Origin of the sequence: Paraburkholderia sp. SEWSISQ10-3 4, from assembly GCF_030464785.1 — a bacterium.
Classification (GTDB): Bacteria; Pseudomonadota; Gammaproteobacteria; order Burkholderiales; family Burkholderiaceae; genus Paraburkholderia; species Paraburkholderia aspalathi.
The window spans coordinates 26,865-46,340 of sequence record NZ_JALPRI010000008.1 but is presented as its reverse complement, the minus strand read 5'-3'; the positions used below and the strand labels follow the sequence as shown (position 1 = coordinate 46,340).

General features: G+C 62.0%; 20 protein-coding genes. 12 read left to right on the top strand and 8 right to left on the bottom strand.

The window, feature by feature from the left end:
- Positions 1–162 precede the first annotated feature (162 nt).
- The 3 genes from vapB (at position 163) to M0D68_RS17660 (ending at position 1,753) form a co-directional block, all read left to right on the top strand.
- Positions 163–396, top strand: coding sequence for a type II toxin-antitoxin system VapB family antitoxin (vapB, locus tag M0D68_RS17670; protein WP_054034329.1), 234 nt, complete (start codon positions 163–165; stop codon positions 394–396).
- On the top strand, positions 396–797 hold the full coding sequence (locus tag M0D68_RS17665) for a type II toxin-antitoxin system VapC family toxin (protein WP_093635692.1): 402 nt from the start codon (positions 396–398) through the stop codon (positions 795–797). Before vapB ends, M0D68_RS17665 begins: the two co-directional genes overlap by 1 nt.
- A gap of 74 nt (positions 798–871) precedes the next feature.
- The gene (locus M0D68_RS17660) at positions 872–1,753 is read left to right on the top strand and encodes an EamA family transporter (RefSeq protein ID WP_054034327.1); all 882 of its coding nucleotides are present in this window, start codon (positions 872–874) and stop codon (positions 1,751–1,753) included.
- Positions 1,754–1,842: 89 nt separating this feature from the next.
- Here the strand turns inward: M0D68_RS17660 and M0D68_RS17655 are convergent, their stop codons facing one another.
- Positions 1,843–3,420 (bottom strand): N-acetylmuramoyl-L-alanine amidase, encoded by a 1,578-nt coding sequence (locus M0D68_RS17655; RefSeq protein WP_200618240.1) that lies wholly within the window; start codon positions 3,418–3,420, stop codon positions 1,843–1,845.
- The gene (gene tsaE / locus M0D68_RS17650) at positions 3,402–3,986 is read right to left on the bottom strand and encodes a tRNA (adenosine(37)-N6)-threonylcarbamoyltransferase complex ATPase subunit type 1 TsaE (protein WP_200618241.1); all 585 of its coding nucleotides are present in this window, start codon (positions 3,984–3,986) and stop codon (positions 3,402–3,404) included. Before tsaE ends, M0D68_RS17655 begins: the two co-directional genes overlap by 19 nt.
- 17 nt (positions 3,987–4,003) lie before the next feature.
- On the opposite strand from tsaE, the gene queG reads away from it, so the two are divergent.
- The 3 genes from queG (at position 4,004) to xerD (ending at position 6,758) form a co-directional block, all read left to right on the top strand.
- Positions 4,004–5,245: a tRNA epoxyqueuosine(34) reductase QueG gene (gene queG / locus M0D68_RS17645; RefSeq protein WP_200618242.1), complete on the top strand. Its 1,242-nt coding sequence runs from the start codon at positions 4,004–4,006 to the stop codon at positions 5,243–5,245.
- Positions 5,246–5,355: 110 nt separating this feature from the next.
- Positions 5,356–5,826, top strand: a complete 471-nt coding sequence (locus M0D68_RS17640; RefSeq protein ID WP_200618262.1) for a methylated-DNA--[protein]-cysteine S-methyltransferase — start codon at positions 5,356–5,358, stop codon at positions 5,824–5,826.
- Positions 5,823–6,758, top strand: a complete 936-nt coding sequence (gene xerD, locus M0D68_RS17635; protein WP_054034319.1) for a site-specific tyrosine recombinase XerD — start codon at positions 5,823–5,825, stop codon at positions 6,756–6,758. Before M0D68_RS17640 ends, xerD begins: the two co-directional genes overlap by 4 nt.
- Before the next feature lie 6 nt (positions 6,759–6,764).
- Here the strand turns inward: xerD and M0D68_RS17630 are convergent, their stop codons facing one another.
- Entirely contained in the window at positions 6,765–8,327 is a 1,563-nt protein-coding gene (locus M0D68_RS17630; RefSeq protein WP_200618243.1) for a class I adenylate-forming enzyme family protein, read from the bottom strand.
- A 223-nt stretch (positions 8,328–8,550) separates the two neighbouring features.
- Between M0D68_RS17630 and ybaK the strand changes: the two genes are divergently transcribed.
- Both ybaK and plsY read left to right on the top strand, forming a co-directional pair.
- A complete protein-coding gene (ybaK, locus tag M0D68_RS17625; protein ID WP_200618244.1) occupies positions 8,551–9,042 on the top strand; it encodes a Cys-tRNA(Pro) deacylase in 492 nt (163 codons plus the stop codon).
- A gap of 113 nt (positions 9,043–9,155) precedes the next feature.
- On the top strand, positions 9,156–9,776 hold the full coding sequence (gene plsY, locus M0D68_RS17620) for a glycerol-3-phosphate 1-O-acyltransferase PlsY (protein ID WP_200618245.1): 621 nt from the start codon (positions 9,156–9,158) through the stop codon (positions 9,774–9,776).
- Between the two features lie 234 nt (positions 9,777–10,010).
- On the opposite strand, the gene M0D68_RS17615 is transcribed toward plsY, so the two are convergent.
- Entirely contained in the window at positions 10,011–10,496 is a 486-nt protein-coding gene (locus M0D68_RS17615) for a YajQ family cyclic di-GMP-binding protein (protein WP_054034313.1), read from the bottom strand.
- A gap of 184 nt (positions 10,497–10,680) precedes the next feature.
- Here M0D68_RS17615 and murB point away from each other — a divergent pair, with 184 nt between their 5' ends.
- Positions 10,681–11,724 carry a UDP-N-acetylmuramate dehydrogenase gene (gene murB / locus M0D68_RS17610; protein WP_200618246.1) on the top strand — a complete coding sequence of 348 codons (1,044 nt, stop codon included), beginning with the start codon at positions 10,681–10,683 and terminating at the stop codon, positions 11,722–11,724.
- A 142-nt stretch (positions 11,725–11,866) separates the two neighbouring features.
- On the opposite strand, the gene M0D68_RS17605 is transcribed toward murB, so the two are convergent.
- The gene (locus tag M0D68_RS17605; protein WP_054034311.1) at positions 11,867–13,093 is read right to left on the bottom strand and encodes an argininosuccinate synthase; all 1,227 of its coding nucleotides are present in this window, start codon (positions 13,091–13,093) and stop codon (positions 11,867–11,869) included.
- Between the two features lie 239 nt (positions 13,094–13,332).
- Complete coding sequence (gene argF / locus M0D68_RS17600) at positions 13,333–14,262, bottom strand: ornithine carbamoyltransferase (RefSeq protein ID WP_054034310.1); 930 nt, start codon at positions 14,260–14,262, stop codon at positions 13,333–13,335.
- 437 nt (positions 14,263–14,699) lie between these two features.
- Between argF and M0D68_RS17595 the strand changes: the two genes are divergently transcribed.
- On the top strand, positions 14,700–15,047 hold the full coding sequence (locus tag M0D68_RS17595; RefSeq protein WP_054034308.1) for a DUF3579 domain-containing protein: 348 nt from the start codon (positions 14,700–14,702) through the stop codon (positions 15,045–15,047).
- A 232-nt stretch (positions 15,048–15,279) separates the two neighbouring features.
- Here the strand turns inward: M0D68_RS17595 and rpsT are convergent, their stop codons facing one another.
- A complete protein-coding gene (gene rpsT, locus M0D68_RS17590) occupies positions 15,280–15,558 on the bottom strand; it encodes a 30S ribosomal protein S20 (RefSeq protein ID WP_054034306.1) in 279 nt (92 codons plus the stop codon).
- A 576-nt stretch (positions 15,559–16,134) separates the two neighbouring features.
- On the opposite strand from rpsT, the gene murJ reads away from it, so the two are divergent.
- Together murJ and M0D68_RS17580 are read left to right on the top strand one after the other, a co-directional pair.
- Positions 16,135–17,685 (top strand): murein biosynthesis integral membrane protein MurJ, encoded by a 1,551-nt coding sequence (gene murJ / locus M0D68_RS17585; protein WP_093635712.1) that lies wholly within the window; start codon positions 16,135–16,137, stop codon positions 17,683–17,685.
- 5 nt (positions 17,686–17,690) lie between these two features.
- Positions 17,691–18,533, top strand: coding sequence for a SirB1 family protein (locus M0D68_RS17580; RefSeq protein ID WP_200618247.1), 843 nt, complete (start codon positions 17,691–17,693; stop codon positions 18,531–18,533).
- A 119-nt stretch (positions 18,534–18,652) separates the two neighbouring features.
- On the opposite strand, the gene M0D68_RS17575 is transcribed toward M0D68_RS17580, so the two are convergent.
- Positions 18,653–19,411 (bottom strand): 3-hydroxyacyl-CoA dehydrogenase, encoded by a 759-nt coding sequence (locus M0D68_RS17575; RefSeq protein ID WP_093635714.1) that lies wholly within the window; start codon positions 19,409–19,411, stop codon positions 18,653–18,655.
- Positions 19,412–19,476: the final 65 nt, after the last annotated feature.

Below are 19,476 nucleotides of genomic sequence, written 5' to 3'. Positions count from 1 at the left end.
TGGAAGGGTGGGTTGGATTTTGTTTAATGGATGATTCTACTGCGGTTGAGGCCGCGGCCGCATTCTGCGCCGCCAATGTACACACATGTATTTACATTGGTGGCGCGAAGAACTATAGTATTAGCTCGTACATACAGCGTACATCCGCAGCAGGAGTTCAGCATGCTCACCAAAGTCTTTCGCAACGGCAATTCGCAAGCGGTGCGTATTCCAGCCGAATTGGCCTTCGACCGGGCCGACGTCGAGGTTGAAATCGAACGGGTCGGCGAAGAATTGCGGATCCGTCCAACGCGGCGTCCGCTGACTGGCGTGCTCAAGAAATTCGCGAAATTTGGGCCCGACTTCATGGCGGAAGGTCGTGGTGATCACGAGCAGGCCGAGCGCGAGGATTTGTAATGCCGCGCTACATGCTCGACACCAATATCTGCATCTACCTGATGAAGAATCAACCGGAACAGGTTGCGAAGCGCTTCGCGCAATGTCTGGTTGGCGACGTGGTGATGTCGGCCATCACCTTTGCGGAACTCGAATACGGCGTGGCGGTATCGGCGAACCGCGCGCGCGATCGCCGCAGTTTGGCTGCGCTCGCCGAAGACATTCTGGTCATGCCGTTCGACAGTGCGGCAGCAAGCGCGTACGGTCCGATTCGCGAAGCGACGCGCGAGCGTAAGAAGGATCAACTCGACAAGCTGATCGCGGCACATGCCGTGGGGCTTGACGTGGTGCTGGTGACCAACAACGAACGCGACTTCGCCGCCTATCCGGGGTTGCGCGTGGAAAACTGGCTGAACGGCTAACTACGTTTTAACGCACTGCCGAGTCTGGCGACGTCCGCTAAACTGCCGGATCCAACAACGAAATGGAGACCGGGATGTCGCCTAGGGATTTACTGCTCGCGCTGGTCGTCGTGATTGCGTGGGGCGTCAATTTCGTCGTGATCAAGGTGGGTCTGCACGGTGTGCCGCCGATGCTGCTCGGCGCGTTGCGTTTCGCGCTCGCCGCCGTGCCGGCAGTGTTTTTCGTCAAGCGGCCGCAGATGCCGTGGCGCTGGCTGCTCGCTTACGGCGCGACGATTTCGTTCGGGCAATTCGCTTTCCTGTTCTCGGCGATGTACGTCGGCATGCCCGCGGGGCTCGCGTCGCTCGTCTTGCAGGCGCAGGCATTCTTCACGTTGATCTTCGCGGCGCTGTTTCTGCATGAGCGTTTCCGCGTGCCGAACATCGTCGGTTTGCTGATCGCCGCGGGCGGCCTCGCGGTCATCGGCATGCAAGGCGGCCATGCGATGACGCTCGCAGGCTTCGTCCTCACGCTGTGCGCCGCGTGTTCGTGGGCGCTCGGCAACATCGTCACGAAGAAGGTCGGCAAGGTCGATCTGGTCGGGCTGGTGGTGTGGGGCAGCCTGATTCCGCCTTTGCCGTTTTTCGCACTGTCGTACGCCTTCGAGGGGCCGCAGCGGATCGTCGCGGCGCTGTCCGGGATCAGTGCGATGTCGATTTTCGCCATCGTGTATCTCGCGTTTATCGCGACGCTGATCGGCTACGGGTTGTGGAGCCGGCTTCTGTCGCGCTATCCGGCGAGCCAGGTGGCGCCGTTCTCGCTGCTGGTGCCGATTGTCGGGCTGGCGTCGGCGTCCCTGTTTCTCGACGAGCAGTTGTCCGAGGCGCAGATCGTGGGCGCGTTGCTGGTGATGGCGGGGTTGGCGGTGAATGTGTTCGGCGGTTGGGTCGTGCAGCGGTTTTCACCGGCGCGTTGATGGCCTCTTAGGCGTGATGCAGAAAAAACGGCCGCATCGAGCGGCCGTTTTTTTATCGCCTGCATGACGTGGTGTCACGCCGGCTCGCGTCAGGTCATGCGGTTTTTCGCCAACGGCGGATTTGCCGCGAAATAGCGCTTGATGCCGGTCATGATCGCATCGGCCATTTTCTCCCGATACGCGTCGTCGTTCAGGCGGCGCTCTTCATCCGGGTTGCTGATGAAGGCGGTCTCCACGAGGATCGACGGAATATCCGGCGCCTTCAGCACCGCAAAGCCGGCCTGTTCGACCGAGCCTTTGTGCAGCTTGTTGATACCGCCGATCTCCTTCAGCACGAAGTTGCCGTAGCGCATCGAGTCGCGAATCTGCGCGGTGGTCGACATATCGAACAGCGCGCGATTGACGGTGGCGTCGGCGGACTTGATGTTGATCCCGCCGATCTGATCCGACGAGTTCTCCTTGTTCGCCATCCAGCGCGCCGCGGCGCTCGACGCGCCGTGCTCCGACAAGGCGAACACCGACGAGCCCTTCGCATCGGGCGTGGTGAACGCGTCCGCGTGGATCGACACGAACAGGTCCGCGCCGACGCGCCGCGCCTTCTGCACGCGAACGTTCAGCGGCACGAAGAAGTCGGCGTCGCGCGTCATCATGGCGCGCATGTTCGGCTGTGCGTCGATCTTCGCGCGCAGCTTCTTCGCGATGTCGAGTGCGACGTGTTTCTCGTACGTGCCCGAGCCGCCGATCGCGCCCGGGTCTTCGCCACCGTGACCCGGATCGACCGCGACGGTGAGCAGACGCACCGTGTTGCTCTTGCCGGTTTTCGGGTTGGTGAAGGCGTAGTTATCGTCGCCGTCGTTGTCGTCGCCACCGAGGTTGCTGCCACTCGTGCCGCCTTTGTTGCGGGCGATGGCGGTTGGCGGCGCGACCGGAGCCGTCGGGATAGAAGGCTTGCCGAGGATGGGCGGAGCCGGGGGCGGCACAACGTGCACCGGCGGACGTGGTAGGTTCGGCGCCGTCCCGCCGCTGCCGTTCTGCGCATAGCGCTCGAAAAAGGCTTCGCTGTTGTCGGCGGTGGGCGGCGTGGTGCCGGGGCCGCTCAGTGTGGCGGGTGGGGCGTTGTTTTCGTCCAGCGTTTGCTGCTTGCGCTCGGTCTGCGCGAGCAGATCCATCAGCGGATCGGGTGCGACAGCGGGGTACAGGTCGAACACCAGCCGGTACTTGTACGCGCCGACCGGCGGCAACGTGAACACCTGTGGCTTCACCGAGCCCTTCAGATCAAACACCATACGCACGACGTGCGGTTGATATTGACCGACACGCACCGACTGGATTTGCGGATCGTTCGGCGTGATCTTCGATACCAGATCCTTCAGCGCCTGATCCAGATCGAGGCCGCTCAGATCGACTACCAGCCGGTCAGGACCCTGCAGCAACTGCTGCGCGTTCTGCAATGGCTGGTCCGATTCGATCGTCACGCGCGTGTAATCGCGCGCCGGCCAGACCCGCACACCCAGCACCGAGCTCGCCCACGCAAGACGCGGGGCAACAAGGCCGAGCACCAGCGTGGACGCACCCGCGCGCAGAATCTGCCGGCGCCGCCAGTTATGCGTTGCGGTAGCCGCCGATTCGATCGAGCGGAACGGTTTGATCAACATCTTTCGAGACATGCCTTTCCTGATTCGCTGTATGCCCGTGCGACGAGTATCCGGCCGTCGCCCCCGTGGTCCAGGTCGAGCGCGAAGACGAGATCCGGCACGCCAAGGAGACGCCCGGCACGCTGCGGCCATTCGACGAGGCAGATGGCGCCGCTGTCGAAGTACTCGCGAAAGCCCGCGTCGGCCCATTCGGCCGGGTCCGTGAATCTATACAGATCGAAGTGATAGAGCGCGAGTTCCCCAGCGGGCCGCTCGAGCACGTAGGGTTCGACGAGTGTGTAGGTGGGACTGCGCACGCGGCCGGTGTGGCCGAGGCCGCGCAAGGTCGCGCGCACGAGTGTGGTTTTGCCGGCGCCGAGGTCGCCGACGAGTTGGACTTGCAGTCCGTGGAATGCCTGATGACCCGCGACGCCTGGCGTGTGTTGTTGCCCAGTTTGTTGCAACTCGCGCACGCTTTCGATCGCTTGCGCGAAGCGCTCGCCGAATGCGTTGGTGGCGGCCTCATCCGCGAGCGCGAAGGAGCGTTCGAGCAGGATATCGGCGGGCGGTTGGATCGCGAGATCGGGATTGACGGGCATTCTCGTAAAATGGCGTGATGAACCGAAGTCCGGAGTCCCCTGTTTCCTGCACGCCTGCGTCAAACGACGATGTGCGTGCCGAGCGTCATTTCGATGAAGCGGCGCTGAATGCGCTCGCGCTCAACATCAAAACGTGGGGCCGTGAACTGGGTTTTGGGGCGATCGGCATCAGCGACACCGATCTCTCCGCTGCCGAAGCGCCGCTTGCAGCATGGCTGGAAGCGGGGTGCCACGGCGAGATGGATTATATGGCGAAACACGGTATGAAACGCGCGCGCCCCGCCGAGCTTGTGGCCGGCACGCGACGTGTGATTACCGCGCGCATCGCCTATTTGCCTGCGGAAACATTGAGCGGAAAGGCGCACGAAAGCGCTTTGCAGGACGTACCGCCGGCGCCGCCAGACTGGCGCGCAGCGGAGCATGCGCGGCTTGCGGACCCGTCGGCCGCAGTGGTGTCGATCTATGCGCGGGGCCGCGATTATCACAAGGTAATGCGTAACCGTTTGCAACATCTGGCCGAGAAAATCGAGGCGGAGATTGGCGCGTTCGGCTACCGCGTATTTACCGATTCGGCGCCGGTGCTCGAAGTAGAACTTGCCCAGAAAGCCGGAATCGGCTGGCGCGGCAAACACACGCTGCTGCTGCAGCGCGACGCGGGTTCGCTGTTTTTCCTGGGCGAAATCTACGTCGATGTGCCCTTGCCGACCGATGCCGAGACGTCCCCCGCCGACGCGCCCGAAACGCCGGGCTCGCATTGCGGCAGTTGCACGCGCTGCATCGATGCCTGTCCGACGGGGGCGATCGTGGCGCCCTATAAGGTCGATGCACGCCTCTGTATTTCGTATCTGACGATCGAATTGAAGGGCAATATTCCCCTGGAAATGCGGCCGCTGATCGGTAATCGTGTGTATGGCTGCGACGATTGCCAGCTCGTCTGTCCGTGGAACAAGTTTGCGCAGGCCGCGCCGGTCGCCGATTTCGATGTGCGGCATGGACTTGATCGCGCGACGCTGGTCGAACTGTTCGCGTGGTCCGCCGACGAGTTCGATACGCGCATGCAGGGCAGTGCGATTCGTCGCATCGGCTATGAGAGTTGGTTGCGCAATCTGGCTGTGGGGATGGGTAATGCGCTGCGGGCTTCGTCGGAGAGTTTGAGTGGGGATGCGCGCGAGGCAATTGTTGATGCGCTGAAGTTGCGTGTTGAGGATCCTTCTGCCGTCGTGCGCGAGCATGTGGAGTGGGCGTTGGAAGCGGCGTAAAGTAGCGGCAATTCGGCGGCGGTTTTTCTGCGCGAAGTCACCTGCACCCCATGCAGGTACGCTACCGTGACGTTTAAAAAGGCGCCGGTCGAGTCATGAGGCAAGCAACCATGTTCAATGCAGTGATCGATGCACCGTTCGGCAAGGTCGGCATCCGCCTCGAAGGCGAGGCCGTACGTGAGATCGTCTATCTGCCGGAGTCGGTGCAGAGCGTGACGCCGGACACGCCTCTGGCAAAGCAGGCCGTCGAGCAGATCGAGCAATATTTCGAGCGGGCGTCCGCGAAGTTCGAATTGCCGCTGGCAGCGGTCGGCACCCCGTTTCAGCGGCGCGTGTGGCAAGCGATCAGCGACATCCCGCCGGGCGTCGTGTTGAGCTACGGGCAACTTGCACGGCAGCTAGGCAGTGTGCCGCGCGCGGTCGGCCAGGCGTGTGGTTCCAATTACTTTCCGATCGTGATTCCGTGTCATCGGGTGGTTAGTGCGAGCGGCATCGGCGGATTCGCGCATCACGCCGGAGATGGCTTCTTTCGCAACGTCAAGCGCTGGCTTCTGGCGCATGAAGGCATTCCCTACGCATGAGCGACACCGTGGCTGACGACGCGCCCATCGCGTCACCTTTGTTTGTATCGAGCTCGGCCTCGATCGACGCCTTCTGCGACGCGTTGTGGCTCGAGCACGGCTTGTCGCGCAACACGCTCGATGCATACCGGCGCGATCTGCGGCTGTTCTGCGAATGGCTCGCGCAAACCCGCAACACGTCGCTCGACACCGCCAGCGAGGCCGATCTCAACGCCTACAGCGCGGCTCGTCAGAAAGACAAATCCACTTCGGCGAACCGGCGGCTCTCGGTGTTTCGCCGCTATTACGGCTGGGCCGTGCGCGAGCATCGCGCAAAGGCCGATCCGACGGTGCGTATCCGTTCAGCCAAGCAACCGCCGCGTTTTCCGTCGACACTCAGCGAAGCGCAAGTCGAGGCGCTCCTAGGTGCGCCGGATATCGACACGCCCTTGGGCCTGCGCGATCGCACCATGCTGGAATTGATGTACGCAAGCGGCTTGCGTGTCACCGAACTCGTCACGCTGAAGACGGTGGAAGTGGGCCTGAACGAAGGCGTAGTGCGCGTGATGGGCAAGGGTTCGAAAGAGCGCCTGATTCCGTTCGGCGAAGAGGCGCACGGCTGGATCGAACGTTATCTGCGCGAAGCGCGTCCGGCTTTGCTCGGTGCGCGCGCGACGGATGCGCTGTTCGTCACGAGCCGCGCGGAGGGCATGACCCGCCAGCAGTTCTGGAACATCATCAAGCGTCACGCGGCGGCGGCCGACGTGCGCGCGCCGCTCTCGCCGCATACGTTGCGGCACGCGTTTGCGACGCATCTGCTGAACCATGGTGCCGATTTGCGCGTCGTTCAGTTGCTACTCGGTCATACGGATATCTCGACCACGCAAATCTATACGCACGTGGCCCGCGAACGCTTGAAGTCGCTGCATGCGCAGCATCATCCGCGCGGGTGAGGCGCGTTAGACGAATTCGCGAAGCCGGTGCTTGAGAATCTTGCCGGTCGACGCGGCCGGCAGCGCGGCGAGCACCTTCACTTCGGCAGGGCGCTTGTATGGCGCGAGACGCTCGCCGCACCACGCGATCAGTTCAGCCGGCGTCACCGTCGCGCCCGCGATCAATTCGACGAACGCGACCACTTCCTCGTTACCCTCCACCGCGCGCCCGATCACCGCCGACTGCACCACCTGCGGATGCGCGTTCAACACGTGCTCGACTTCCGCTGGATACACATTGAAGCCCGAGCGGATGATCAGCTCCTTGCTGCGCCCGACGATATGCAATGCGCCGTCCGCGTCCTGCCGCGCGAGGTCGCCGGTCTTGAGCCAGCCGTCTTCGGTAACGACGGCGTGGGTCTGCTCCGGGCTGCGGTAGTAACCCAGCATCACGTTCGGGCCTCGTACCCACAGTTCACCGATTTCTCCCGGCGCGGCATCCACGCCGTCGAGTCCGACGAACCGCACGTCGACGCCAGGGATGACCTCGCCGACTGAGCAATCGCTGCGCGGCGCATCGAGCATGGTGTGAGAGACGGTCGGACTGCTCTCGGTCATGCCATAGCCGTTGTGCAGCGGAAGGCCGTAGACGCTTTCGACGTGCGCCTTGAGCGCGGAGTCGAGCGGTGAGCCGCCCGAATAGGCAAAGCGCAGACGCGGCGCGGACCACGCGTGGCTGTGCGTCTGCAAATGTTCGAGCAGTTTCGCGTGCATGGCCGGGACGCCCTGAAAGATCGACACGCGCTCGTCGGCGAGCGCCCGCCGCACCGCTTCCGGTGCGAAACGCGGAGCGAGGCGCAAGGTCGCGCCGGCGTGCAGGCTGCCGAGGCAGACCGACGCAAAGCCGTACACGTGCGAGATCGGCAGAACGGCGTACACGACGTCGTCCGGACCGACATTGCGCAAACGGCTCGAGACGGCTGCGATGAAGAGCAGATTGCGGTGGGACAGCATCACGCCTTTCGGCGCGCCCGTGGTTCCCGTGGTGTAGATCAGCGCGGCGCATTGACGGTCATTCGCGGCTTCGACCGGCTCGGCTTTCGCGTCGGCGTCGATCGTGTACGACCAGGCGCCGATATCCGGCGTGATGGCAGGCGCTGTAGTGGCTTGGTGCCGCTGCGCATGCTGTTGGGCATCCACGGAGCTTTCGACCGCGTACGCGACCAAGCGAGGCTGCGCGTGCGCCCGGATCGCGTCGAGTTCGGCGGCGGACAGACGGGCATTCGACACCAGCGCCCACGCGTCGAGTTGCGCGGTGGCGAACAGGAGCACGATCTGCACGATGCTGTTCTCGGCCACGATCATCACGCGATCGCCGCCACGCACGCCCCATTCGCGCAACTGCGCGGCGGTGGCATTGACGGCTTCCAGAAGCTGCGCGCTGGTGAGGCGGCGCGCATCCTCGATCAGGGCGACGTGTTGCGGGTCGCGCGCGGCCGCGAGCGCCGGAATGTCGGCAATACGCGTGGGCAGGGCGGCCAGCAGCGCGGGAATGTCGATCGTGGAACGGGTGGATGAATCGAGGCTCAATGCTGTCTCCTGTGTCGACCAGAGTTGGCGCTTTAGCGCCTTACTCTGGTCCCATGCAAAGCGGTCGACCAGAGTTCGAGCTCTGCATAGTCGCTAAACGTATTCAGTGCCCGGCATACAGTGTGCCGGAAGATTTGCGAACGATCGTGCCACAATCGCCGATCCCGCACAATTGGCCGTTCGGCAAATAGCCGTTGCGCAAACTCGCCATTACAATGCGCCGATGAGCAAATCCAGACACGTTTCCGAAACACCCGCGACGCAGTTTCTGCGCCGTCACGGCGTCACTTTCGGCGAACATCCTTATGATTACGTGGAGCACGGCGGCACCGAGGAATCGGCGCGCCAGCTCGGCGTGGACGAACATCATGTCGTGAAGACGCTGGTGATGGAAGACGAGCACGCCAAGCCGCTGATCGTACTGATGCACGGCGACCGCACCGTCAGCACCAAGAATCTGGCGCGACAGATCGGTGTGAAACGCGTCGAGCCATGCAAACCCGAGGTGGCGAACCGGCATTCCGGCTATCTGATCGGCGGTACATCGCCGTTCGGTACGAAGAAGCAGATGCCGGTGTATGTCGAGTCGAGCATCCTCGAGATGGACAAGATCTGGTTGAACGGCGGACGGCGCGGTTTTCTGGTCAGCATCGAGCCCACGATTTTGACCGGTTTGCTGGCGGCGAAGCCGGTTCAGTGCGCGAGCGTCGATTGACGTTTGTCTCAATGTTTTCCGGGCGGGTGGGTTCGGTAGAATGTGCGCCGCCTTGTTCCCTGTTGCGGTTGGGGTGTCGAGTTTCAGACCGCCGATCCTTATAAGAGTCCCAGATGCAAAACCTGATCGTTGCTGTCGTTGCCTACCTGATCGGCTCGGTGTCGTTTGCCGTGATCGTGAGCGCCGCCATGGGGCTGGACGACCCGCGCTCGTACGGCTCGGGCAACCCGGGCGCCACCAACGTGCTGCGCAGCGGCAGCAAAAAGGCCGCGATTCTCACCCTGATCGGCGACGCGTTTAAAGGATGGCTGCCGGTGTGGTTCGTGGTGCACTTCGGCGCGCGTTACGGCCTCGACGATACGTCGGTCGCGATTGCATCCATTGCTGTGTTTCTCGGCCATCTGTACCCGATCTTCTTCCGCTTCAAGGGCGGCAAGGGCGTGGCGACCGCGGCGGGCGTGCTGCTCGCGATCAACCCGATCCTTGGCGCGGCCACCTTGCTTACCTGGCTGATCGTGGCGTTCTTCACGCGCTATTCTTCGCTGGCGGCACTGGCCGCGGCGGTGTTCGCACCGATCTTCGACGGCTTTCTGTTCGGGCCGCATATCATCGCGCTGGCGATTGTCGTGATGAGTTCGCTGCTGGTCTGGCGCCACCGCGGCAACATCGCCAAGTTGATGCGCGGCCAGGAAAGCCGCATCGGCGCGAAGAAGAAACCTGACGCAGCGGCGTAGCGCGGCGGGTGGTAACGAACCTTGAGCGTGGGCGGGGTACGGCCGGGTGTTAGCCGGCGTGCCTGAGTGCCTTCACGAAGTACGAGCTGAACGCGCATGGGTCATGTGCTGAGCGCATGCAATCCGTGCGGGTGCTGAGTCGGGTGCCGAGTGTCGACGCGTCCCGTTGCCGAGCCTCAACGCACGCCCATTGCCGAGGGGCAACACGCGCTCGGCCTTGAGCGCGACGCGCGTTCAGTCGCGGAAGTTATTGAAGTCGAGCGGCGTGTCAGTCACGTCCTTGCGCAGCATCGCGATCACGCTTTGCAGATCGTCGCGCTTGCCGCCGGTGATACGCACCGCGTCGCCCTGAATGCTCGCCTGGACCTTGATCTTGCTGTCCTTCACGAGACGCACGATTTTCTTCGACAGATCGCCGGATACCCCTTTCTTGATCTTGATGATCTGCTTGACCTTGTCGCCGCCGATCTTCTCGATCTTGCCGTAGTCGAGGAAGCGCACGTCCACATTGCGCTTGGCCATTTTCGACAGCAGGACGTCTTTCACCTGACCGAGCTTGAAGTCGTCGTCGGCGTAGGCGGTGATTTCGCTTTCCTTGTGCTCGACGCGCGCGTCCGACCCTTTGAAGTCGAAGCGGGTTGAAATTTCCTTGTTGGACTGCTCGATCGCGTTCTTGACTTCGATCATGTCTGCTTCGCAGACGACGTCAAACGATGGCATTGTTTTCTCCCAATAGTGCTGCGGTGCGTGGCGCGGCCGGTCGGCTGCTCACGAGGCACTCGCTATAATCACGGACCGGACGTCATTTTACCGACGCCACTCCCTTTTGCCTAAGGCCGCCGTGCATTGTCGTGCGGCCGGGGCCCGATGTCGTTTAGCTGGCCGTTCCATTCTTCTCATTCCGATGTCCCGATCCGACTCCGCCGCGTTCATTGCCGGCTATCCGCTGAAGGCGCATAACACCTTCGGTTTCGATGTTCGCGCGCAGTTTGCGTGCCGGATCGAACACGAAGCGCAACTGATGACTGCCGTGCGCGATCCGCGTGCTGCCGGCTTGCCGCGGCTGGTGCTGGGCGGCGGCAGCAATGTCGTGCTGACGGGCGACTTCGCCGGACTGGTGCTGCTGGTGGCGCTGCAAGGCCGCCGCGTCGTGCGCGAGGACGATGATGCATGGTACGTCGAGGCGGCAGCCGGCGAGCCATGGCATGACTTTGTCGCGTGGACTTTGACGCAAGGGCTGCCTGGGCTGGAGAACCTTGCGCTGATTCCGGGCACGGTGGGCGCAGCGCCGATTCAGAACATCGGCGCATATGGGCTGGAGATGTGCGAGCGATTTGCGTCGCTGCGGGCGATTGAGCTCGAAACGGGCGCCGTCGTCGAGCTCGATGCAAAGGCGTGCCGATTCGGTTACCGCGACAGTTTTTTCAAGCGGGAAGGGCGCGACCGGTTTGTCATCACGTCGGTCACTTTCCGTTTGCCGAAGGTTTGGCAGCCGCGCGCCGGCTATGCGGATATCGCGCGGGAACTGGCTGCCGGTGGTCATGCCGATGCCGCCGAGCCGAGTGCGCAGGCGATATTCGACGCGGTAGTCGCGGTGCGGCGCGCCAAGCTGCCCGATCCGCTTCAGCTGGGCAACGCCGGGAGTTTCTTCAAGAATCCGGTCGTCGAGGCCACGCAGTTCGAAGCGCTGAAGATCAAGGAACCTGAGCTCGTGTCTTACCCGCAGCCGGACGGCCGGGTGAAGCTCGCGGCGGGATGGTTGATCGATCGATGTGGCTGGAAAGGCCGCACGATGGGTGCAGCGGCCGTGCATGAACGGCAGGCGCTGGTGCTGGTCAATCGTGGCGGGGCGAGCGGGGCCGAAGTGTTGGCGCTCGCAAAGGCGGTTCAGCGCGATGTGCTGGCGCGATTTGGAGTTGAACTGGAAGCGGAGCCGGTTTGCTTGTGATTGCGTGAGTGGCATGCAGCAATGAAAAAGGCGCCGGGAGCTTCCTCCCGGCGCCTTTTTGCATCTGAGCTTCGGCTTAGGCTGCGCTTTTCGGCGCTTAACTTCGCTAACGCGAAGTTAACCTTCACCGAAACGCACGTCCTCAGTCGCGCTGACGACGCGCGTTCTCCGCAATCCGCATACGCAACGCGTTCAGCTTGATAAACCCGCCAGCGTCGGCCTGGTTGTACGCACCGCCGTCGTCGTCGAACGTAGCGATCGTCTTGTCGAACAGCGTTTCCTTCGAATCGCGCGCGACAACCGAGACGCTGCCCTTGTACAGCTTCACACGCACCCACCCGTTGACCTTCTCTTGCGTATGGTCGATCAGCACCTGGATTGCGCGACGCTCCGGGCTCCACCAGTAGCCGTTGTAAATCAGCGATGCGTAACGGGCCATCAGGTCGTCTTTCAGGTGGGCCACTTCGCGGTCGAGCGTGATCGACTCGATGCCGCGGTGCGCCTTCAGCATGATCGTGCCGCCCGGCGTTTCATAGCAGCCGCGCGACTTCATGCCGACGTAACGGTTTTCGACCAGGTCCAGACGGCCGATGCCGTGCTTGCCACCCAAACGGTTCAGCTCGGTCAGCATTTCAGCCGGCGACAGACGCTTGCCGTTGATCGCGACCGGGTCGCCGTGCTCGTACTCGATGTCGAGGTATTCAGCCTGGTCGGGCGCCTGTTCCGGCGACACCGTCCAACGCCACATATCGGCTTCGGCTTCGGCCTTCGGGTCTTCCAGGTGACGGCCTTCGAACGAGATGTGCAGCAGGTTCGCGTCCATCGAATACGGCGCGCCGCCTTGCTTGTGCTTCATTTCGATCGGAATGCCGGCCTTTTCAGCGTACGCGAGCAGCTTTTCGCGCGACAGCAGGTCCCATTCGCGCCACGGTGCGATCACCTTGATGCCCGGTTCCAAGGCGTAGTAACCGAGTTCGAAACGAACCTGGTCGTTGCCCTTGCCGGTTGCGCCGTGCGAGACCGCTTGCGCGCCGGTGGCGCGGGCGATTTCGATCTGACGCTTGGCAATCAGCGGACGTGCAATCGACGTGCCCAGCAGGTATTCGCCTTCATAGATCGTGTTGGCGCGGAACATCGGGAACACGTAGTCGCGCACGAATTCTTCGCGCAGGTCTTCGATGAAGATGTTGTCCTGCTTGATGCCGAGTTGCAGGGCTTTCTTGCGCGCCGGTTCCAGCTCTTCGCCCTGGCCGATGTCGGCCGTAAACGTGACGACTTCGGCGTCGTAATTGTCCTGCAACCACTTCAGGATGACGGAGGTGTCGAGGCCGCCCGAATAGGCGAGCACGACTTTCTTGATATCGCTCATGGTGAACTCGTAGCTGGAGAAAGCTGGAAAACAAGGCGCGCCGGCGGTTCCGGAGCGCGGAAAACCACTATTTTGACACTAAACCGCCGCTTGCCCGCGTTTTTGGAGTGCTGCGGTGGGTGAGCCGGTTCCGTTTGCTTTCGCGGACGCCGGCTCGATGCGTGGCGTTAAACGTGGATGCCTTGCCTCGTATTCAAGGCCCCGTCACGCTTCACGCAGGTGCTGCGTAGCCGGCTCGCTTAGTGATTCAGCTTGCCGAGCAGCAGGTATTCCATCAACGCCTTTTGCACGTGCAGACGATTTTCCGCTTCGTCCCACACGACACTTTGCGGGCCGTCGATCACTTCCGCGCTGACTTCCTCGCCGCGGTGGGCAGGCAGGCAGTGCATGAACAATGCGTCAGAATTGGCGCGCGCCATCATTTCGGCGTCGACGCACCAGTCTGCAAAGGCTTTCTTGCGGGCTTCGTTTTCTGCCTCGAAGCCCATGCTGGTCCACACGTCTGTGGTGACCAGATCGGCGCCCGTGCAGGCCTCGTTCGGGTCGTCGAATTCCTGATAGAACGGGGCACTTTCGGCGGCGACCATGGCGTGGTCGAGCTTGTAGCCCGGCGGCGTGGACAGGCGCAGCTTGAAACCGAGAATCTGGGCGGCTTCGATCCACGTGTACAGCATGTTGTTCGCATCGCCGACCCACGCGACCGTCTTGTCGCGAATCGGACCGCGATGTTCGAAATACGTGAAGATGTCCGCCAGCACCTGGCACGGGTGATATTCGTTGGTCAGCCCATTGATCACCGGCACGCGCGAATTCTCGGCAAAGCGCGTGAGAATGTCCTGGCCGAAGGTGCGGATCATGATGATGTCGACCATGCGCGAGATCACTTGCGCGGCGTCTTCGATCGGCTCGCCGCGCCCGAGCTGCGTGTCGCGTGTGCTCATGAAGACGGCGTGGCCGCCCAGCTGGAAGATGCCGGCTTCGAACGACAGGCGCGTGCGCGTCGAGTTTTTCTCGAAGATCATCGCCAGCGTGCGGTCGTGCAGCGGGTGGTAAGTCTCGTAGTTCTTGAATTTGCGTTTCAGAATGCGCGCGCGTTCCAGCACGTACTCGTAGTCTTCCAGCGAGAAATCCTTGAACTGCAGGTAGTGGCGAATTTTCTTGGCGGTCATGAAACAAATACGGCGGTCTCACCCGGCAGGATTGCCGGACGGCGCCGCCGTCTTTTGTGGTAACTCAATGCAGCATAAAGGATTTCGCCCCGTTTGACGAGTCGGCCAAAAGGCCAGGCAAGCTGTCTGAAAGCCTTTCGCAACGTTCAAACGAGGCTTGTGTGCGCTGCGGAAAAAGGTCCGCTGCGCTATAATCTACCGGTTATCCCTAAGCCCAGCAGGCCGGTATTAAGCTTGCGGGACACGGCTCGCGCACTCCGGAAAGTTTCGTCGCGATGCGCCGTCAAGATGAGCGCCGAGGCGGCTTATCTGGCCCTTCGTGGTTTCTGGCGGCGCAGCTCGCCATTCAGGCGTGGCCAACGTGTTCAGGCATCCCAAAGCCGCTTTGCAGTCAGTTTTGCCGTCATCCCGCTGGGCAGTCACACAGGTATTCCTACATGGCCGAAGCAGCTCCAACCGAATATTTCATTCAGGGCATCACGTCGACCGGAAAAAAGTTTCGGCCGAGTGACTGGTCGGAGCGGCTCGCAGGCGTCATGGCGTGCTTTGGTCCCAGCCCACGGGGCAGGGGCCCGAATGCTTACCTGCAATACTCGTTGTATGTCCGGCCCACCATGATCGGTGACCTCAAATGCGTGATTCTCGATTCGCGCTTGCGCGACATCGAGCCGATGGCCTTCGATTTCGTTCTCAACTTCGCGAAGGATAATGACCTTCTCGTGACCGAGGCTTGCGAGTTGCAACTCGAGCACGCTACGCCGCAAGAGAAAAGGCACGTGATCTAACGCGAGCTAGCCGGGCCGGATCGGCAAAAAGAAAAACCCGCCATTGGCGGGTTTTTTTTGCGCCTGAAGCATTGGCTTCAAGGCGGGTGGCTTCGATGTGCAGCCAACTGACTCGCGAGCAGGCGTGAGTCAATATCCGTTTCCGTCGGCACCAAGCAAAAAAGCCCGCCGAAGCGAGCCTTTCTGTAGCAGCGGAAACAGGAGGTAGCCCACCGAAGCGGGCTGACCGAATTTACTGCGCTGCGGGTGCTTGCAGACCCTTGAGGGCTGCAGCCAGGCGGCTCTTGTTACGAGCTGCCTTGTTCTTGTGAACGATTTTCTTGTCGGCGATGATGTCGATGGTCTTCGACGATGCCTGGAAGATCTCGACGGCCTTAGCCTTGTCGCCTGCTTCGATTGCCTTGCGGACAGCCTTGATAGCCGTGCGGAACTTCGAGCGCAGTGCCGAGTTGTGCGAGTTTGCCTTGGCGGCCTGGCGGGCGCGCTTGCGTGCTTGTGCGGAGTTAGCCATGACGGTTCCTTATCCTGTTCCTGTTTCCAGTACCTGACCTTCAAGTGGTGAGGTGCTGCTTTTAGATCGAACTCTTGGAAGCGATTGCCCAAGAGCGCAAAAGTGTCGAAATAATTCGAAAAATCGATCGGCCTACGCGAAGGCGGGCCCGTGTTCCGGTGTATTTCGAGGCTGATTGGCGCCTCAAATATGGCTTGCGCGCCGCTGGAGCGACGCCTGCCTACTGCGTGCCCGAACCTCCTCGAAAACCCGTCCGAAAATTGAGCGAGCTTCGAAACCGGCGATTATAGCAACAAAATCAGGCACGTGGCAACGAGGAATCGCCAATTCTGATATGCCGGGTCGGCGCCCATCGCCGGGGATTCTGTTAGTTTTGGCGAGTTTCGGCGGTTCACGAACGTCTTGGCGCCGTCGCAATGGGTAAGCGGGCGGCGAGGGCGTGGCTCGCGAAGCCTGCGGCAAGCAACAAAAAACAACCCGGTCCGCTCATTCGACCGAACGTCTGCGGCGCAAATCGGTCCGATTCGCGTTCCGGCTCGTCGTCCGCACCTGCGGCACCCGTATAATAAGCGCCCCATGAATCTATTCCGAGCCCTGCTGACGGTCAGCGGCTTCACGCTGCTGTCGCGCGTGACCGGACTGGCCCGCGAAACGCTGATCGCCCGCGCGTTCGGCGCCAGTCAATATACTGACGCGTTTTACGTCGCCTTCCGCATTCCCAATCTGCTGCGCCGCATTTCCGCCGAAGGTGCGTTCTCGCAAGCCTTCGTGCCGATTCTGGCCGAATTCAAGAACCAGCAAGGACACGACGCCACCAAGGCGCTCGTCGACGCGACCTCGACCGTGCTGGCCTGGGCGCTCGCGATTCTCTCGCTGATCGGTGTGGTGGGGGCGTCGGGCGTGGTGTTCATCGTCGCGTCAGGGCTCGCGCATGAAGGCCAGGCCTATGCGCTAGCGGTCACGATGACGCGCATCATGTTCCCGTACATCATTTTCATCTCGCTGACGTCGCTGGCGTCGGGCGTGCTGAATACGTACAAGAACTTTTCACTGCCCGCGTTCGCGCCGGTTCTGCTGAACGTCGCCTTCATCGTCGCGGCAGTGTTTGTCGCGCCGCGCCTGCAAACGCCGGTCTACGCGCTCGCTTGGGCGGTGATCGCCGGCGGTGTGCTGCAATTCGTCGTGCAACTGCCCGGTCTGAAGAAGATCGACATGCTGCCGCGCATCGGCCTGAATCCGCTGAAGGCGCTCGCGCACCGTGGCGTGAAGCGGGTGCTGTCGAAGATGGTGCCGGCGATGTTCGCCGTGTCGGTCGCGCAGATCAGCCTGATCATCAACACCAATATTGCGTCGCGCATCGGCCCGGGCGCCGTCTCCTGGATCAATTACGCCGACCGGCTGATGGAGTTTCCGACCGCGCTGCTCGGCGTCGCGCTCGGCACGATCCTGCTGCCGAGCCTCTCGAAGGCGCACGTGGACGCCGATCCACATGAGTATTCGTCGCTGCTCGACTGGGGGCTGCGCGTCACTTTTCTGCTGGCCGCCCCGAGCGCCGTCGCGCTGTTCTTCTTCGCCCAGCCGCTCACCGCGACGCTGTTCCACTACGGCAAGTTCGACGGCAATTCGGTGGTCATGGTTGGCCGTGCGCTGTCGGCCTACGGCATCGGCCTGATCGGCCTGATTCTCATCAAGATCCTCGCGCCCGGTTTCTACGCGAAACAGGACATCAAGACGCCGGTGAAAATCGGCATCGGCGTGCTGATCGTCACGCAATTGAGCAACTATCTGTTCGTGCCGATCTTCGCGCATGCCGGTCTCACGCTGAGCGTCGGGCTCGGCGCTTGCGTCAACGCGCTATTCCTGTTCCTCGGCTTGCGCAAGCGCGGCATCTACATGCCGTCGAACGGCTGGTTGAAGTTCTTCGTGCAGTTGTTCGGCGCCTGTCTGGTGCTGGCCGGCACGATGCATTGGCTTGCGATCAGCTTCGACTGGATCGGCATGCATAACCGGCCGGTCGACCGGATCGTGTTGCTGGGGGCGTGCCTGGTACTGTTCGCCGCGCTATATTTCGGTATGCTTTGGCTGATGGGCTTCAAGTACGCGTATTTCAAAAGGCGAGTGAAGTGATCACGATGACGCGAGTTCTCGACTATTTCAGTACGCTGGTTGCCGAAGATGACAGCCTGCCGCTGACCGAGGCGGCGCTCTCGCTCGCGCAGGACGCTTATCCCGATCTCGATTTGCAAGGCACGCTGGCCGAGATCGACGAGCTGGTTTTGCGTTTGCAGCGCCGCATGCCGGACGATGCCGACATCAGGCAGAAGGTCGGCATTCTCAACCGATTTTTCTTCCGCGAGCTGGGTTTCGCCAGCAACCTCAACGATTATTACGATCCCGACAACAGCCATCTGAATATGGTGCTCAAGCGGCGCCGCGGCATTCCGATTTCGCTGGCGGTGCTGTATCTGGAGATGGCCGAGCAGATCGGCGTCCCGGCGCGCGGTGTGTCGTTTCCGAGCCACTTCCTGTTGCGCGTCACCACGCCGGATGGCGACGTGATGCTCGATCCGACTAGCGGGCATTCGCTGTCCGAATCGCAGATGGTGGACATGCTGGAGCCGTATGTGGCGTCGGCGGGCGAGTCGGTGAGCAGGGCGCTGCGCATCTTGCTGCAGCCGGCCACGCGCCGCGAGATCATCGCTCGCATGCTGCGTAATCTGAAGTCCACGTATCTTCAGACGGAACGCTGGCAGCGTCTGCTGGCTGTGCAGCAGCGTCTCGTGATTCTGCTGCCGGACAGTATCGAAGAAGTGCGCGATCGCGGTTTCGCCTACGCGCGGCTCGATTATCTGCGCCCGGCGCTCGAAGACCTCGAACGCTATCTCGGCGATCGGCCGGATGCGGAGGACGCGACGGTGGTGGAGTCGCAGCTGCACGAACTGCGTCAACGCACCCAGTACGACGATCGCGACTAAGAGCCGCTTTCCGGCCTACCGGTAAAAAAACAAAACGCCTGCACATGACGCATATGATTCATGCGGTGCAGGCGTTTTTCGTTAGCGCAGCAGCATAAAGCGCCGCGCCGGGTAAATCATTACTTCGGTTGCATCCGGATCGCGCCGTCCAGACGAATCACTTCGCCATTGAGCATCGGATTGTCGAAGATCTGCTTGGCCAGCATTGCGTACTCGGCCGGCTTGCCGAGGCGCGGCGGGAACGGCACCATCGCGCCGAGCGCGTCCTGCACTTCCTGCGGCATGCCGAGCAGCATCGGGGTTTCGAAGATGCCCGGGGCAATCGTCATCACGCGGATTGCGTTGCGCGACAGGTCGCGTGCGATCGGCAGCGTCATGCCAACCACGCCGCCCTTGGACGCAGCATAAGCGGCCTGGCCGATCTGGCCGTCATACGCGGCCACCGATGCCGTGTTGATGATCACGCCACGCTCGCCATTCGCATTCGGTTCGTTCTTCGACATGGCCGCGGCGGCGAGCCGGATCATATTAAAGGTGCCGATCAGATTGATGGAGATGGTGCGAGCGAACGACTCGAGCGGATGCGGGCCGTCTTTGCCGACCGTCTTGATGGCGGGCGCAACGCCCGCGCAATTGACGAGGCCGCGCAGCGTGCCGAGCTTCGTGGCGGCTTCGACCGCTTGCGTGGCGTCGTCTTCGCGGCTCACGTCACACTTGACGAACACACCGCCGAGTTCCTTCGCGAGCGCCTCACCGGCATCCTGATTCAGATCGGCCAGCACCACCTTGCCGCCGTTTTCGACCAGAAGGTGCGCCGTGGCCGCGCCGAGACCCGATGCACCGCCGGTGATCAGGAATACGTTGTCACGAATCTCCATGTCTTCTCCTTTGCTTCAGTTCAGTAATGTCTCGATCGAATATCTTTTCGATGATCGATTGTAAC

What these genes read in the sequence shown, in the direction of transcription:
- argF (WP_054034310.1), bottom strand. Translation starts at nt 14,262, where the DNA reads ATGACCGCCAAGAAAATTCGCCACTACCTGCAGTTCAAGGATTTCTCG.
- M0D68_RS17595 (WP_054034308.1), top strand. Translation starts at nt 14,700, where the DNA reads ATGGCCGAAGCAGCTCCAACCGAATATTTCATTCAGGGCATCACGTCG.
- M0D68_RS17655 (WP_200618240.1), bottom strand. Translation starts at nt 3,420, where the DNA reads ATGTCTCGAAAGATGTTGATCAAACCGTTCCGCTCGATCGAATCGGCG.
- plsY (WP_200618245.1), top strand. Translation starts at nt 9,156, where the DNA reads ATGCAAAACCTGATCGTTGCTGTCGTTGCCTACCTGATCGGCTCGGTG.
- tsaE (WP_200618241.1), bottom strand. Translation starts at nt 3,986, where the DNA reads ATGCCCGTCAATCCCGATCTCGCGATCCAACCGCCCGCCGATATCCTG.
- rpsT (WP_054034306.1), bottom strand. Translation starts at nt 15,558, where the DNA reads ATGGCTAACTCCGCACAAGCACGCAAGCGCGCCCGCCAGGCCGCCAAG.
- murJ (WP_093635712.1), top strand. Translation starts at nt 16,135, where the DNA reads ATGAATCTATTCCGAGCCCTGCTGACGGTCAGCGGCTTCACGCTGCTG.
- vapB (WP_054034329.1), top strand. Translation starts at nt 163, where the DNA reads ATGCTCACCAAAGTCTTTCGCAACGGCAATTCGCAAGCGGTGCGTATT.
- ybaK (WP_200618244.1), top strand. Translation starts at nt 8,551, where the DNA reads ATGAGCAAATCCAGACACGTTTCCGAAACACCCGCGACGCAGTTTCTG.
- M0D68_RS17575 (WP_093635714.1), bottom strand. Translation starts at nt 19,411, where the DNA reads ATGGAGATTCGTGACAACGTATTCCTGATCACCGGCGGTGCATCGGGT.
- M0D68_RS17580 (WP_200618247.1), top strand. Translation starts at nt 17,691, where the DNA reads ATGACGCGAGTTCTCGACTATTTCAGTACGCTGGTTGCCGAAGATGAC.
- M0D68_RS17640 (WP_200618262.1), top strand. Translation starts at nt 5,356, where the DNA reads ATGTTCAATGCAGTGATCGATGCACCGTTCGGCAAGGTCGGCATCCGC.
- M0D68_RS17615 (WP_054034313.1), bottom strand. Translation starts at nt 10,496, where the DNA reads ATGCCATCGTTTGACGTCGTCTGCGAAGCAGACATGATCGAAGTCAAG.
- xerD (WP_054034319.1), top strand. Translation starts at nt 5,823, where the DNA reads ATGAGCGACACCGTGGCTGACGACGCGCCCATCGCGTCACCTTTGTTT.
- queG (WP_200618242.1), top strand. Translation starts at nt 4,004, where the DNA reads ATGAACCGAAGTCCGGAGTCCCCTGTTTCCTGCACGCCTGCGTCAAAC.
- M0D68_RS17665 (WP_093635692.1), top strand. Translation starts at nt 396, where the DNA reads ATGCCGCGCTACATGCTCGACACCAATATCTGCATCTACCTGATGAAG.
- M0D68_RS17605 (WP_054034311.1), bottom strand. Translation starts at nt 13,093, where the DNA reads ATGAGCGATATCAAGAAAGTCGTGCTCGCCTATTCGGGCGGCCTCGAC.
- M0D68_RS17660 (WP_054034327.1), top strand. Translation starts at nt 872, where the DNA reads ATGTCGCCTAGGGATTTACTGCTCGCGCTGGTCGTCGTGATTGCGTGG.
- murB (WP_200618246.1), top strand. Translation starts at nt 10,681, where the DNA reads ATGTCCCGATCCGACTCCGCCGCGTTCATTGCCGGCTATCCGCTGAAG.